Source organism: Kitasatospora sp. NPDC101157, from assembly GCF_044768255.1.
Classification (GTDB): Bacteria; Actinomycetota; Actinomycetes; order Streptomycetales; family Streptomycetaceae; genus Kitasatospora.
This window is the reverse complement of the sequence record NZ_JBIWPL010000013.1, coordinates 67488-81343: the sequence shown is the minus strand read 5'-3', so window position 1 is coordinate 81343 and position 13856 is coordinate 67488. Positions and strand designations below refer to the sequence as shown.

At 72.3% G+C, this 13856-nt stretch carries 16 protein-coding genes and 2 pseudogenes; 8 read left to right on the top strand and 10 right to left on the bottom strand.

What is annotated here, in order from left to right:
• Positions 1–95: 95 nt before the first annotated feature.
• Positions 96–710 (bottom strand): class I SAM-dependent methyltransferase, encoded by a 615-nt coding sequence (locus ACIRVF_RS24395; RefSeq protein ID WP_402821481.1) that lies wholly within the window; start codon positions 708–710, stop codon positions 96–98.
• A gap of 212 nt (positions 711–922) precedes the next feature.
• A complete protein-coding gene (locus tag ACIRVF_RS24390) occupies positions 923–1732 on the bottom strand; it encodes a hypothetical protein (protein ID WP_402821478.1) in 810 nt (269 codons plus the stop codon).
• Positions 1733–1903: 171 nt separating this feature from the next.
• Here ACIRVF_RS24390 and ACIRVF_RS24385 point away from each other — a divergent pair.
• Positions 1904–2182 (top strand): annotated as a pseudogene (locus ACIRVF_RS24385) (response regulator transcription factor); the annotation flags it as partial.
• A 167-nt stretch (positions 2183–2349) separates the two neighbouring features.
• On the opposite strand, the gene ACIRVF_RS24380 reads toward ACIRVF_RS24385, so the two are convergent.
• On the bottom strand, positions 2350–2808 hold the full coding sequence (locus tag ACIRVF_RS24380) for a MarR family winged helix-turn-helix transcriptional regulator (RefSeq protein ID WP_402821475.1): 459 nt from the start codon (positions 2806–2808) through the stop codon (positions 2350–2352).
• A complete protein-coding gene (locus ACIRVF_RS24375) occupies positions 2801–3556 on the bottom strand; it encodes an alpha/beta fold hydrolase (protein ID WP_402821472.1) in 756 nt (251 codons plus the stop codon). The genes ACIRVF_RS24380 and ACIRVF_RS24375 overlap by 8 nt, the downstream gene beginning before the upstream one ends.
• Before the next feature lie 123 nt (positions 3557–3679).
• Here ACIRVF_RS24375 and ACIRVF_RS24370 point away from each other — a divergent pair, with 123 nt between their 5' ends.
• Positions 3680–4042: a hypothetical protein gene (locus ACIRVF_RS24370; protein WP_402821469.1), complete on the top strand. Its 363-nt coding sequence runs from the start codon at positions 3680–3682 to the stop codon at positions 4040–4042.
• Positions 4043–4169: 127 nt separating this feature from the next.
• On the opposite strand, the gene ACIRVF_RS24365 is transcribed toward ACIRVF_RS24370, so the two are convergent.
• Entirely contained in the window at positions 4170–4616 is a 447-nt protein-coding gene (locus ACIRVF_RS24365) for an ATP-binding protein (RefSeq protein WP_402821466.1), read from the bottom strand.
• 64 nt (positions 4617–4680) lie between these two features.
• Complete coding sequence (locus ACIRVF_RS24360) at positions 4681–5076, bottom strand: STAS domain-containing protein (protein WP_402821463.1); 396 nt, start codon at positions 5074–5076, stop codon at positions 4681–4683.
• A 331-nt stretch (positions 5077–5407) separates the two neighbouring features.
• On the opposite strand from ACIRVF_RS24360, the gene ACIRVF_RS24355 reads away from it, so the two are divergent.
• Positions 5408–5827 (top strand): hypothetical protein, encoded by a 420-nt coding sequence (locus ACIRVF_RS24355; protein WP_402821460.1) that lies wholly within the window; start codon positions 5408–5410, stop codon positions 5825–5827.
• 81 nt (positions 5828–5908) lie between these two features.
• Here the strand turns inward: ACIRVF_RS24355 and ACIRVF_RS24350 are convergent, their stop codons facing one another.
• Both ACIRVF_RS24350 and ACIRVF_RS24345 read right to left on the bottom strand, forming a co-directional pair.
• The gene (locus ACIRVF_RS24350) at positions 5909–6646 is read right to left on the bottom strand and encodes a hypothetical protein (protein ID WP_402821869.1); all 738 of its coding nucleotides are present in this window, start codon (positions 6644–6646) and stop codon (positions 5909–5911) included.
• A 378-nt stretch (positions 6647–7024) separates the two neighbouring features.
• Positions 7025–7240 (bottom strand): annotated as a pseudogene (locus ACIRVF_RS24345) (helix-turn-helix domain-containing protein); the annotation flags it as partial.
• A gap of 235 nt (positions 7241–7475) precedes the next feature.
• Between ACIRVF_RS24345 and ACIRVF_RS24340 the strand changes: the two are divergent.
• Complete coding sequence (locus tag ACIRVF_RS24340; RefSeq protein ID WP_402821457.1) at positions 7476–8744, top strand: Ig-like domain-containing protein; 1269 nt, start codon at positions 7476–7478, stop codon at positions 8742–8744.
• Positions 8745–8840: 96 nt separating this feature from the next.
• Here the strand turns inward: ACIRVF_RS24340 and ACIRVF_RS24335 are convergent, their stop codons facing one another.
• Entirely contained in the window at positions 8841–9455 is a 615-nt protein-coding gene (locus ACIRVF_RS24335) for a hypothetical protein (protein WP_402821455.1), read from the bottom strand.
• A gap of 263 nt (positions 9456–9718) precedes the next feature.
• The gene (locus tag ACIRVF_RS24330; RefSeq protein WP_402821452.1) at positions 9719–10831 is read right to left on the bottom strand and encodes an FAD-dependent oxidoreductase; all 1113 of its coding nucleotides are present in this window, start codon (positions 10829–10831) and stop codon (positions 9719–9721) included.
• Between the two features lie 192 nt (positions 10832–11023).
• Here ACIRVF_RS24330 and ACIRVF_RS24325 point away from each other — a divergent pair, with 192 nt between their 5' ends.
• The 4 genes from ACIRVF_RS24325 to ACIRVF_RS24310 all read left to right on the top strand — a co-directional run bounded on the left by ACIRVF_RS24325 (position 11024) and on the right by ACIRVF_RS24310 (position 13837).
• Positions 11024–11977: a GlxA family transcriptional regulator gene (locus ACIRVF_RS24325; RefSeq protein WP_402821449.1), complete on the top strand. Its 954-nt coding sequence runs from the start codon at positions 11024–11026 to the stop codon at positions 11975–11977.
• A gap of 188 nt (positions 11978–12165) precedes the next feature.
• Positions 12166–12846, top strand: a complete 681-nt coding sequence (locus tag ACIRVF_RS24320) for a DJ-1/PfpI family protein (protein WP_402821446.1) — start codon at positions 12166–12168, stop codon at positions 12844–12846.
• Between the two features lie 50 nt (positions 12847–12896).
• Complete coding sequence (locus ACIRVF_RS24315) at positions 12897–13223, top strand: hypothetical protein (protein ID WP_402821443.1); 327 nt, start codon at positions 12897–12899, stop codon at positions 13221–13223.
• Positions 13220–13837: a DUF3159 domain-containing protein gene (locus ACIRVF_RS24310; RefSeq protein ID WP_402821440.1), complete on the top strand. Its 618-nt coding sequence runs from the start codon at positions 13220–13222 to the stop codon at positions 13835–13837. Before ACIRVF_RS24315 ends, ACIRVF_RS24310 begins: the two co-directional genes overlap by 4 nt.
• The last annotated feature ends 19 nt before the right edge of the window (positions 13838–13856 follow it).

Sequence of the window (13856 nt, the reverse complement as noted above, 5' to 3'; positions counted from 1 at the left end):
TCTCGGTGTGAGCCGCTGCGGCTACGGCTACGGCTACGGCTACGGCTGCGGCCGTTCGGTCGACGGTTCGGCCGGGCGGGAACCGCCGAGCGGTGTCATGCGTCGATCGGACGCAGCACCGCGTAGTACGCGAACGGCGGACCGTACAGCCGGGCGACCCGCAGCCCGGCTCCCTCCGCCAGGCCGATCAGCGAGGACGGCCGGATCTGATGCCGGTCGAAGAACTCGCCGACCACCAGCCGCCCGAACGGCTTCAGCACCCGGCGCAGCTCGGCCAGCGTACGCGCCGGATCCGGGATCTCGCCCAGTGCCGTCACCAGGTAAGCCGCATCGAACGAGCCGTCCGCAAAAGGAAGTTCATGTGCGTCGGTGCAGTTCGGCACGATGTTGTCGACGCCCTGTTCCCTGGCCCGGCGGCCCACGTGGTCGAGCATCTCCTGCTGGATGTCCACGATGTCCAGCCGGCCGTCCGGGCCCAGCTGCGGTGCGACGTGCAGCGACTGCAGGCCGGTTCCGGGGCCGATCTCCAGGATCCTCTCGCCCTCCCGGGCCTGCAGCACGTGGTCCAGGCGCTTCAGAGTCAGGAACGGCAGCGGCAGGTCGAGCAGCCAGCGCTGAGAGTACGGGTACGGCGCGGAGTCGGTGAACCACCAGGTGGCGACGGCGGCGGCAGCGCCCGCGCCGATCAATGCCCGCGAATTCCTCATCATTCCTCCTGGAATATCCTCTTTGGCCATCGAAGAAGCTCTGATGGTCCATCAGTTGTGTTGGTGGGTAATCTGCTTGCGCCGGTGCGCCGACTTTGTCGGCACTCGGCCCGAGCGGGCCGAACGAACTGCCCGTGGACCGCCGTTGCGGCAGACCGGGGACTTCCCGAGACGGACCGGAGCGCAGGCGCCGGTCGCGTCACGAGCTCTTCCGCTCAGCGGCCCGGCCGAGGGAAGGTCCTGGTCGCGAGAACTCCGCAGGCCACCGCCAGCGGCAACTCGGCGAAGAGGGCCATCAGTACCGCCAGCTCGAAGTCCGAACCCGGGGCAGCCGTCATGGTGTCGAGCCATGCGTCGACCAGCAGCACGGCCGAGGTCGCGGCGGAGGTCAGGCAGGCCCGGCAGTCGCCGCGCCTGAGGAGCAGTCCGGTGGAGAGCAGGCCGAGCGCCTCGAAGCTGTCCAGACCCGTCCACGTCCAGGCCCAGTGCGAGGCCTGAACGGTGGCCGGCAGCCCGGTGTGCAGGAAGACCAGCCAGGGAATCATCGCCAGCCCGAGCACGGTGAGGACCGTGGCCGCCCGGCGAAGCAGCAGGGGGAACGTCGAAGCGGCCGCCGCCTGCGCGCCGGTGGGCTCGCCGGCCGGCAGCAACGCGGGCTTGTTCATCAGGGCGGCCACCGCCGCCCGCTGCCGCTGACCACCGGACGGCCGCTGCGGACGGGCCTTGACACGGCGTCCGATGCCCAGCGAGCCGAGCGGCTCGACGGCCCGGCGCTTCGCCTCGCCCATGCCGGCCGGTGCCGGAACCACGACGTTGTCCGACGCGGTCGGATCGTCGAGCAGGTCGAAGAACGGGAAGGAGCCGGCGATCCGGGTCAGCAGCGTGGACTTCCCACCGCGGGAACGGCCGAGGACCGCCACACGATCACCGGAGGCCACGGACAGGGTCACCCCGGCCGGCGCGGGCGGCCCGTCATCGTCTTTCTTCGTCGCCTCGCGGACGTCGATCATCGGCGCATTCGTCATGGCCACGAACCTACGAAGGGACCATGGCCCATCGCGTCGGCCGGCGGGAGTCACCTCTGCCGCCAGGCCGTTGGCCCCGGGGCGTACCCCGCGTACATCCCCGGGGCGACGCGCCGGGCCGACGCCACTGACCCGGCGGCGGCCGGCGGGAGCGGCTTCGGCCTGCTCGGCATGCGCGAGCGGGCGCTGCTGTCCGGCCAGTTCAGCGCGGGCCGGCGTCCGGAGGGCGGACTCCGGGTGACGGCGAGGACGGCGACGGCCGCGAGGCGGCCCCGTCGAGTGCGCCTGGTGCGTGAACTGCGGCCGGACGTCGTGGTGATGGAACTCCGGATGCCGGGCATGGACGGGATCGGGGCGACCCGGCAGGCGACCTCCGAGCCGGACCCGCCCAAGGTGCTGGTGCTGACGACCTTCGACGACGACGAGTACGTCTACGGCGCACTGCGCGCCGGGGCCAGCGGATTCCTGCACAAGAGCATGACCCTGGACGCGATCCTGGACGCGATCCGCGTGGTGGCGGCCGGTCGCTCCGTCGTGCTCGGCGCGTGGCCGGCGGGTCGCGCGCGGTCGTGTTCCCAGGCCCCAGACTTCGGTCCTCAGTCCTCAGTGCTCAGTGCTCAGTCGAGGCCGAGGCGTTTGTTGAGGGCCTGGCCCGAGGGCAGGGGGTCGATGAAGTTGTGGAGGAACGCGAGCATCGCGTCGGTGTCCAGGCCCTCGCAGGCGGCGTCCATCCCGGCGTAGAGGACCTCCTCGATCTCGGCGACCGCCGTTGCCAGGCGCTCGCCCTCGGGAGTGAGGCTCAGCTGGAGGTAGCGGCGGTCCGCGGCGTCCGTGCGGCGCTCGACCAGCCCGGCCGCGACGACGCGTTCGACCAGCCGGCTGGGGTTGGTGCCGCTCTCGCACACCAGGAGCTGTCCGAGCCCGTTGAGGGTCAAGGTGCCGTGCTGCTGGAGCAGGCGCAGCACCTCGGCCTGCGACGGGGTGATGCCGTGGGGTTTGAGGGCCTGGATCAGCAGTCGGTTGCCTTCGCGCTGCGCTGCCAGGATCGCGAACCGCAGGTGTTCGGCCTTACGCATCGGTGGCCTGTCGGGTGGCCGGCAGGGAGACGAGGAAGTCCTTGACCGCGGTGGCGTAGGTGGCCGGGTGGGAGAAGCGGAACATGTGGCCGGTGCGCGGCAGCACGACCTCCCGGGCGTCGGGGATGCCCGCGAGCATGATCGCGGAGGCGTTCTCGCCGATCAGCACGTCGTGCGAGGGGGTCAGCAGCAGGGTCGGGACCTGGATCCGGCCGAGCGCGTCGACGTAGTCGGCGGTGAGACCGGCCTGCACGCGGGCGCCGAAGGAGGCGGCCGGGGTGTTGGTGAGGAACAGTTCGCGGCTGCGGGCCTCGTTCCAGGGCACCTGTCCCTCGCCGTCGAACGGCGAGGCGAGGCGGTGGGCGTGCGCCCGCAGTGTCAGCTGCCGGTAGAGCGGGCCGCGGGCCTTGCCGATCGTCCGCATCAGGGCCTTCCACGGCTTGGAGTCGACCGGGTTGGCCGCGAAGCCGCCGGACAGGACCAGGGCGCGCAGGCCCCGCGGACGGCGGGTGGCGAGCGCGAGCGCGATGTTCGCCCCGAACGAGTCGCCGACCAGCACGAAGTCGTCCAGGTCGGCGATCGCGCTCTCGACGTGGTCGGCGTAGCGCTCGATGTCGTCGACGCCCTCGGGCAGGTGCAGCGTCCGCCTGGGCGCGTCGCCGTAGGGCGCGAGCTGCTCGGCGCTCCACGGGGCGCCGGAGAAGCAGGGGATGAAGACGAGGGTCGGATTTTTCTCTGAAGTGCTCATATCGGACACGTTACACAACACATGTGTCGTGACACAAGTTACCTGGGTCACATTCCACGGGTGGCTCGGTGTCGACGGACCGGGGAGTTTCCGCGTGTCAGGGGCGTCCGGTTGGATGAGCGCATGACGGCTTGCCTGTGGCGGGAAGCGACGGATGACCGGTGGCGGCACGGGGTGATCGACTTCCCCGAGGGGTGTTCCGACCCGGACGGGGCAACGGGTCTGTTCGAGCTCCTGGTCGACCGTTCGCCGGAGGCGTTCCAGCGCTTCGCCGAGGACTACTACGAGGTTCCCGTGGACCTGGAAGTCGTGCGCGGTGTGTATGCCCTGCGACCGCTGAACCAGAAGCTCGTGTCATCGCTGAACTCGGAGGTCACCCTCGCGGACCTGGCCGAGGACATCGCGGAGATCGGCTACCCGCAGCCGGTCCGGGTCCAGGTCCGAGCCTCGTTCGTCGCTGACCGGTCGGGGAGACCGGGCGGTTGATACGCGGAGCGGTCGCGCCCGTGGTCGCGTGCGGGGCCGCGGGAGCAGCGACTGAAGCGACCGAAGGCCCGGGTATGCCCGACGAGGCGGCGGCCGGGGGCCGCGAGGTCAGCTGAGGGCGAGGTACTCACGCCCGGGGCGGCCGGTGGTGGTCCGCCGGGGGAAGCCCGAGCTCGGCCCAGACGGTCTTGCCCGCTCCGGCAGGGGAGGTGCCCCAGGCGTTGGCAAGCCGGTCGATGATGCGCAGGCCCCGGCCGTGGGGCTGATCCGCCGGAGGGGAAGCCGCAATCCGGGGTGGGTCGGACAGCGCGTCGGTGACGGCGATCCGCAGGGTCCGCCTGTCGGGGTCGAGCCGTACGTCCAGCGCGAGGGGGCCGCCGGCGTGGTCGGCCGCGTTGGCGAGCAGTTCGGCCGTCACCAGCAGCGCGTCGTCGACGGCCCTGCTGTCGGCATCGATCCGCCAGCGCGCCATCGTCGTCCGGACGAACGCGAGGCCGCGGCGCGCGCACCGTGCGCTGCCCGCCGGGAAGTCCAGACGGTCGCGGGAGGCCGGGGCGGCCAGGGGTGGAGGCATGAGAACGTCCGTACGGGAATCCGGGTCGGGGTCCGATCCGTGCGTGTGCCCGGCCGGACGCGGCTCACACCCTGCGTGACGGTCTCCGGTGGCGCACCGCCTGGTCCAGGGACGGGTAGACGGGGAGGACGAGATCGGTCCCGGTGATCCGCAGGAGGCGCCGCGCCGTCGGGCTGGGTGCCGCCAGAACGAGCGGCACGCTTCTGCTGTTCGCGCGCCGGCGGACGGTGAGCAGGGCGTTCAGACCGCTGAGGGTGAGCAGGGTGACGGCGGACATCTCCACGGCGAGCAGGCCCGGCGCCTGGTCGAGCGCCCGGGCCAGGGCGTCGCGGACCGGTTCCTCGTTGTCCATGTGCAGGTCACCGGCCAGCGAGCACACCACGGCGTTGCCCACGCGGCTGGTCTCGATCCTCAGGTCCGGCTCCGCATACACGTCTGCGTGATCTTGGTACGTGGTCACGGCACTGCTCCAAGCCAAGCCCACCGAAGGCTCCACCGTCAGAGGTGGGCCGGGGCATCGAACCCGCGCGGACGAGCGGGGGACAGTGCGGCGACAGCCGACGGGCATCCGGTCCGCCACGGTGGCGGAACCCGGTACAGCCCGCTCCTACCCCCCCGCGGTCGCCCCTACACGGAACCGGCCGAGGCGATCCGCAAGGGGCCCAGGGGATGGTCCCGGACGAGGTGGGCCGTCCGCGGTGGCGCGTAGGGGGCAGCAACGGCGGCTCCGCCCCCGACCGCCCCGCCTGCCGGGCGACGACTCGGGACAGTGCCCGGATAGGCTCACCGTCATGGGCATGTTCGAAGCGGTCGCTCGGGTCGTTCACGAGGCGGAGCTCCAGCTCGGCGACGGGGTGTGGGAGCTCCGCCCCGCCGACTCGGACCTGGTCCGGCAGACCGCTGCGGCCCTGACGGATGCCGTCGGTCCCGCCGAGGCACACGAGGCGCTGCCGAGGATCGAGCGGCTCGCCGCGCTGCGCGAGGCCCTCGCCGCCGTCGCCGTGACCGTCGCCCGTACCCACGGCCCCCTCGCCTGGTTCCTCGCCGACGCCAGCAGCCACCTCGCACCGGTTCTCCACTGGCGCGCCCTGGACGCTCCCGACAACCGCACCTTCGGGGCCGTTCTGCCCGCCGGAGACGAACTCGCCGACGCCGAAGCCGCCGTCCGGCACCTCGCCGCCATGCTCACCCGCACCGGCCACAGCGCCTGACCGCCCTCGCTCCGCTCCGGACCGTTCGTTCGTCCGGCTGACGGGCCAGCCCGCGTCGTTGACGTCCGCGAGGTCGTCCCGTCACTCCTGGAAGGCGCTCGGCTTCCACGCCTTCCCGTCGATCGGATAGCTGAACAGCGGTCGGCCCTTGACCGCGCTGATCCGGAACGGCACGCCGTCACGGACGCCGATGGGCAGGGTGCCCGTCCGGTTGCCGCTGGACCACTCCAGCTCCAGGTACCAGCTGACGTCGTGGGAGGTGGTCTCGGCGGTGACCTCGATGACCTCCGGATCCCGCTCGCTCACCTTGACCGGCAGGCCGGTGCTGCCGGCGGTCACGACCGGACGGGGGCGGGCCGCGTCCAGGTCGAGGTCGTACGAGTGGAGGTCGACTCCTCCGCCGCAGCCCTCGCCCATGGAGTAGGCGTTCCAGGCCAGCGGGGCCGCGATCCGGGCGATGCGGACGTTGAGCGCGGTCAGCACGACGGTCTCGCTGCCGATGCCCTGGACGGTGAGCTCGATCGACTGGTAGTGGCCGACGACCGCGCCGGTCTCGGCAGCCCAGCCGGGGACGTCCACCACCGCGGGCGGGCGGGGGACCTCGGACGGCGGGCGGTTGACCAGGTACTTGTCGCACTCGGCGTCCCGGACGTCCGGGCGGACCGTGACGGTGATCGGGGCGCCCGCACCCCGGTCCACGGCGCCGGTCGGTCCGGCGCCCGCCGCCGGGGCCGGAGCGGACGTGGGGTCACCACCGGGGTGGGGCTTGAGCCCCGTGGCGACGGCCCCGAGGGTGGCGAGCATGGCGGCGGCCGTCACGCCGGCGAGTATGCCCCGGCGTACGCCCCGCCGGGACGGCACGGTGGGGGCGCTCGCAGGGGCGGTCGCCCCGTCCTCCTTCACGACGCTTCCCGCGACCGTTTCCGGTTCCGGTTTCGGTTCCGCGACCGTTTCCGGTTCCGGTTCCGCGACCGGTTCCGGTTCCGGTTCCGTGACCTGTTCCGCGACCTGTTCCGCGACCGGTTCCGTGACCGGGTCCGCGACCGTTTCTGCGACCGGTTCGGGAACCGGACCCTTTTCCGGCGCCGCTTCCGCTTCCGATGCCGGCGGGGCCTTCGGCGCGGGCGCGGGTGCGGACGACTGCCGGTTCCCCCGCGTCGTGTGGGCGGCGACCCACAGCCGGTAGAGCTCGGCGCGCTCCTCCGGTGTCGCCCGGCACAACCGCGCGAAGCGCTCCAGCGGATCGAATTCCACCGGCATCACGTCGCCGGTGCAGTAGCGGTGCAACGCCGACGTGCTCACGTGCAGCCGCTTCGCCAGCGCGCCGTAACTGAGACCCGAACGGCTCTTCAGTTCCTGGAGCAGCCGTGCGATCTCCTGTGCCTCCCCCAACTCCCCGGTCCCCTCTGACACTGATCCTCCACCCGCTCGCGAACCGCGCACGCCGCAGACCGTCCCACGGTTCCCCCGAGGTCGCCGGCAGCACCGGCCGCGCCGTCCCGAGCCCCTGACGGCGCGTCCCAGGAAGGTTACGTCTTCCCAGCTCAAACAGGGTAGAGGCGTCCCCGCGTCCCAGATCGCAGGCCCCCCGTTGCGGCGGGGACGAACCGGCGCACAAGCTGACCGCGAACACCTAGAGGAGCAACTTGTGAGCACTGTTCGGGCGGCCCGGGCCGCGATACGCGCCAACGACCGATTCCACCGCGGTGCGGTGGCACTGGCGGTGGGTGGGGTCCTGCTGATGTCCGCGGCCTGCGGCGACGGCGACGGCAAGGACAAGAGCGCCGATGCCGCCGGCACCGCCACCTCCGCCGCCACCTCCACGCCCGGCGCCCCGGGCGGGACGGCGGCCACGGCCGCGGCGAGGACCTCGACCGCCGTACTGGACGTGGAGCCGAAGGACGGGGCCCGGGGAGTCGCACCGACCGCGCTCCAGGTGTCGGTGTCGCACGGCAAGCTCACCACGGTCGACGTGACCGACAAGGACGGCAAGCCCGTCCAGGGCTCGATCACGGCGGACGGCACCGGCTGGAAGCCCGCCGCCGCGCTCGCCCCCGGCGCGGCGTACACGGTGAACGCCCAGGCCAAGGACTCCGAGGGTCTGGTCGTCGCGGCCACCAGCGCCTTCACCACCGCTGCGCCCGGCAAGCAGGTGTCCACCGACGACAACATCGCCGACGGCCAGACCTACGGCGTGGGCATGATCGTCAAGGTGGAGTTCAGCAGCAGGATCGTGAACAAGGACGCCGTCGCCAAGGCCATCACCTTCGAAACGGACAACGGGACGGAGGTGAAGGGCCACTGGTTCGGCGACAACCGGATCGACTTCCGCCCGGCGGACTACTGGAAGCCGAACACCAAGGTCACCATCCACTACCGGCTGAAGAACGTCGAGGTCGCCCCCGGTGTGTGGGGCGACGTCGACAAGGACGAACCGTTCACCATCGGCCGGTCCCAGGTCACCACCGCGGACGCGGCCACGCACCAGATGACGATCGTGCGGGACGACAAGTCCACCACCGTGCCCGCCACCCTCGGCGACGACAAGTACCCCTCCTGGGGCGGGATCATGGTCATCATGTCCAAGGAGAAGGTCACCCACATGAACTCCCAGACCGTCGGCCTGGGCAACGAGTACGACATCCCCGACGCCCCGCACGCGATGCGGCTGACGACGAGCGGCACCTACGTCCACGGGAACTACTGGTACAAGGTCGACCTGTTCGGCAAGGCCAACACGAGCCACGGCTGCGTCTCGCTCAAGGACGTGGAGGGCGGCAGCGACACGTCCCCCGCGGGGTCGTTCTTCAACAGCTCGATGATCGGCGACGTCGTCAGGGTCGTGAACACCAAGGAGAAGATCGTCGCTCCCGACAACGGCCTCGGCGGCTGGAACCTCCCCTGGGCCAGCTGGTAGCACCCGCCCGCCGCGCAGCCGTCCACAGCGGGGCGGGAGGGTGGGCACCCCGGCCGCAGCCGGGGCGCCCACCCGTTCCACGGGTTCTGCGCGGAATCAGCCGACCAGGAGGAACTTGGTGGTCGGCACGCCTTGGATGCCGGCACAGTCCAGGTTCGAGGTGGTGGCGCTGTACGTCCAGCCGCGGGGGACGTCGCACGCCCACATGCCGTTGACCGGCGTGCGGAGGTGGAAGGTGGTGGCGGACACGCCGCTTCCGTACGACAGGCTGCAGGAGGTGCTGTGGCCGACGAAGTCGTAGGTGAAGGCGGGGGTGCCCACACAGGCGGTCAGGCCGTCGTACGGGGTGCGCAGGTGGTAGGCGTTGGAGATCACCCCGGACTGCTGGCTGCACGCGTAGCCCCAGGAAATGGAGTCGTAGACGAAGGCCGGCGTGCTGGTGCACGCGGTCAGCCCGTCGACGGGCGTGCGCAGGTGGAACTGCGGCGAGTTCCACGAGCCGCCGCCGCTGCAGCTGCGGTTCATGGACACCTGGTCGTAGACGTAGCCGGCCGGGACGTCACAGGCCCAGACGCCGTCCAGACCGGTGGCGGCGGCCGTGGCGGCGGAGGCCGGCGTGGTGGCGGCCGCGCCCGAGAGCAGCAGCGCGAGCGCGGCGAGGGCCGCGAGCAGGGCGGACCTGACGGAACGTGCGGTTCGTGCGACGGACATGGTTCCCCTTCGGTGGAGGAGCGGCCGGTGGATGCACGGTGCTGACGGCGGTGGTCGCGGGTGAGCGTTCACCGCCGTCGAAGGTTCTAGCACGCACGGTGAGCCGTCAGCCCTCCGCTCCGTCCCGGATTGATCATCCCGTCGGCCGCCGTCTAGACACCCGTGCGCGGTTCCTCCGGTTCAGGTCGGCCGATCGTCGTCACCGAGCACGTCCTTCCGAGCCCCTGACAGCCGTGGCTTCCGGCCGCCGATCCGGCCACCGATCAGGCAGCCCCCGGCGCGAGGATGGCCTCCAGGGCCTCGGCGCAGTCCTGGGCGGCTCGGGCCGAGCGGGGGAGCATGGTGTCCTCGTAGGCCCGGACCGCGTCCTCGACGCTCGTCCCGGTGACGAGGGCGTGGGCCAGGTCGCTGCCGTCCAGCATCGCGAGGTTCGCGCCGAGGCCCACGGGCGGCATCAGGTGTGCGGCGTCGCCCAGCAGGGTGATGCCGGGCACGTGCTCCCAGGCGTGCGGGACGGGCAGGACGAACACGGGCCGGGCGATGAATCCGCTCTCGCTGTGACGGACGAAGTCGAGCAGGCTCCCGTCCCAGCCGTCGAGCAGGTTCAACACGTGCGCGCGTACGGTCTCGACGTCGTCGAACGACACACCCGCCGCCACCTGCCAGTCCTGCGGGGCGCGGAAGGCGATGTAGACGCGGACGTGGCCTTCGCCGTTGCGCTGGGCCAGCAGGGCCCTGCCGTCGGCGGTCGCCAGCATGGTGCCCTTGCCGACGAGGGCGGCCAGCGCCGGGTGGCGGGTGTCGCAGTCGGTGAATCCGGTCTCGATGAAGGTGACGCCGCTGTAGGCGGGGGTGGCCTCGGACACGGACGGGCGCACGCGTGACCAGGCACCGTCGGCGCCGATCACCAGGTCGGCCTCCTCCGTGCTCCCGTCCTCGAACAGCAGGCGCCAGGTGCCGTTTCCGATCGGGCTGACGGCGGTCACGGCGCGGCCCCACCGGACGGTGCCCTCGGGGAGGGAGTCCAGGAGGAGGGAACGCAGTTGGCCCCGGTCGATCTCTGGGCTGTCGTCGTCGTGGCGGGGCGGCCCCGGGACGGGGAGGACGGCGGCGGTGGCGGGGTCGAGTATGCGCCACTCCTGGGCTTCCGGGCGGGCCAGCGCACGGAACCCGTCGAGCAGACCCGCCGCCCGCAGGGCCGCCTGCCCGGTACCGGAGTGGATGTCGAGGCTACCGCCCTGGGGGCGGGCGTCGGCGGACTCCTCGCGTTCGAAGACGGTGACCGACCGGCCGTGACGGTGCAGGACGCGGGCACAGGTGAGGCCCCCGAGGCCGGCGCCGACGACGGCGACGCGGGCGTTGGTGGTGGAGCGCATGGGACTGTCTCTCAGAGGTCGGGGAAATGCCGGGAGTTCCGGCGCTCCGCCACGAAAACACGGACCGGTCGCGCAGATCCAACGATTATCCGGTTCCCCCTCGGCCCCGAACCGGCTGATCCTTTGACCACGCCGTCGCGAACCGCAGAACCAGGGGACCCGTCGTGGCCCCGCCGTAGTTGAGGAGTCGTCGTGCACACCGTCGCGGTCCTGGCACTCGACCAGGTCATCCCGTTCGACCTCGCCACGCCCCTGGAGGTGTTCACCCGGGTCCGGCTCCCGGACGGCCGCCACCCCTACCGGGTGCGCGTGTGCGGACCCGGGGCGCGGATCCCGGCCGAGGGATTCGTGATCACCGCCCCCTGGGGTCTGGAGGGGCTGGCCGACGCCGACACCGTGGTCGTTCCCGGTCGTGCGCAGGACGCGCCCGCGCCGGACGGGGAGGTGCTGGAGGCGCTGCGCGCAGCGGCGGCCCGGGGCAGCAGGATCGCCTCGATCTGCGCCGGCGCCTTCGACCTCGCCCTGACCGGACTGCTCGACGGACTGGCGGCGACCACCCACTGGGTCGCCGCCGCCGAACTGGCCCGGCGCTTCCCCGCCGTCGAGGTGCGCCCCGACGTCCTCTACGTCGACAACGGGCAGCTGCTCACCTCCGCAGGCGCCTCGGCAGGTCTCGACCTGTGCCTGCACATGATCCGCCGCGACTTCGGCTCCGCGGTGGCCGCCGATGCGGCCCGACTGGCCGTCGCCCCACTGGAACGCGAAGGGGGGCAGGCACAGTTCATCGTCCATCCCCAGCCGCCGGTCCCGCGCGGCTCCACGCTCGAACCGGTGCTCGCCTGGCTGGAGGACCACCTCGACGAGGAGCTGACGCTCGACCTCATGGCCCGGCGCAGCGGCATGAGCGGGCGCACCTTCAGCCGGAGGTTCCGTGAACAGACCGGCACCACGCCGCTGCAGTGGCTGCTGCGGGCGCGGATCCGGCGGGCGCAGTTCCTCCTGGAGAACACCGACCACACCGTCGAGCGGATAGCCGACCAGGCCGGGTTCGGTTCCCCCACCGCCTTCCGCGAGCGCTTCAAACGCATTGCCGGTACCACTCCGCACAGCTACCGCGCCGCCTTCCGCAGCCGCGAGCGCAGCTGAGGCGCCCGGGTCGCGCACCGACGCGGTGCCCGGGCGCGGTCGGGGAGCAGCTCCGGGCGGCGGCGCGCGCTCCTGGCGAGATCCCGTCGGAATGTGTCATTCGGGCCCCTCTCCGCCGTGTGCACCCGCTCCTAGCATCGAGGTCAAGCCGGTGACCACCGGCTTCCCGCCCGATGAAAGGCGCTCACGTGCACGTCCAGATCGTGCTGTTCGACGGGTTCGACCCGCTCGACGCCATCGCACCGTTCGAAGTCCTCCACGCCGGCGCAACCGCCTCCGGGGGCGCGGTCGGCGTGGAGCTGGTCAGCGCCGAGGGCCCGCGCGAGGTGGTCAGCGGCACCGGCGGCCTGTCGCTGCGCACCACGGGCCTCCTCGACCCGTGTCGTCCCGGTGTCGTCCTCGTGCCCGGCGCTTCCGGGCGCCTCGGCGATCCTGACGACGGCGAGGACCCCGGTGACGACGGGGAGCAGCGGGACACCGTTGTGGCCCGGCTGGCTCGTACGCTGGACACCGAACTGCCGGCGCTGCTCAAGGCCGCCATGGAGGACGCGCGGGTCACCGTGGCGACGGTCTGCGGCGGCGCGCTCGTCCTGGCCATGGCGGGCCTGCTCCAGGACCGCCACGCGACCACCCACCACCTGGGCCTGGATCTCCTCGACGCGACCGGTGTCCACGCCGTGCGCGCCCGCGTGGTCGACGACGGCGACCTGGTCACCGCCGCCGGGGTCACCTCCGGACTCGACCTCGGCCTGTACCTGCTGGAACGCGAGGTGGGCCCGCGGATCGCCCACGCCGTCGAGGAGTTGTTCGCCCACGAGCGGCGCGGCACCACCTGGCGCCCCGGCGGTCCCGCGCCCGCCGTCCTCTGAACGCTCCGCAGCTGTCCGTTCCCGATTTGTGAGTGAGAAAGGGGCATTCCATGTCCACCCGAGTCCAGGGCGTTTGGGAGCTGACCATCGCCACGCCCATCGGGCGGGTCCGACCCGTCGTCGAACTGCGGTCACACGAGGGGGAGTTGGTCGGAACCGCCCACGGCGGGGACGAGATCCTGCCGCTCCGGGACATCGTCCTCGACGGTGACCGGCTGACCTGGAAGCAGTCCGTCACCCGGCCCGTTCGTCTCGACCTGACCTTCAGCGTCACCGTCGACGGTGACACGCTCACCGGGATCTCCAGGGCAGGTCGCCTGCCGTCCTCGAAAGTCACCGGCCGACGCCGCCGCGACGACGAAGCCGGGCCGGCGTGACGACCCCACCGCGCGCCAGGACGGCGGCCACGGCCGCGGCGGTGGCGGGAACCCCCACCGTGGTGTTCCTGGCCGCGAACGGGACCGGCGGCCCGCGCGCCGCTTCCGTCGCCGCGGCGGTGACCGCCGTCGTGCTCCTCGGGTGGCGGCTGCGAGCCCGTCAGTACGTGCCGCACGCGGTCCTCGGCGCCCTGCTGGCCACGGCGTGCGCCGGCGTGGCCCTCTGGACAGGTCAGGCGCGGGGGTTCTTCCTGCTCCCGATGGCGGTCCCGGCCGCGGCGACGGCGGCCTGCCTGCTGTCCCTCGCGGCCGACCGGCCCCTGGCCGGCCTGGTCGCGAACCGGGTGGTGGGCGGCCCGCCCGGATGGCGCTCCCACCGCGTGCTGCACCGCTTCTACGCGGTGTCGACCCTGGTGATCGCCCTGGTGAGCTCCGCGAGCCTGGCCGGGCAGGTGGCACTGTACCGCTGGAGCGATGTCGCCTGGCTGGGGCTCCTGCACGTCCTCATGGGACCGCTGTGGGCCGGCGTCACGGCGCTGTCCCTCCTGCTGGCCCGCAGGGCGGTCACCCGTGAGCGGGACGCCGCCGGGGCCGGGGGCCGTACGCGCTCCTGACGGACCGGTGCTTGCGGGC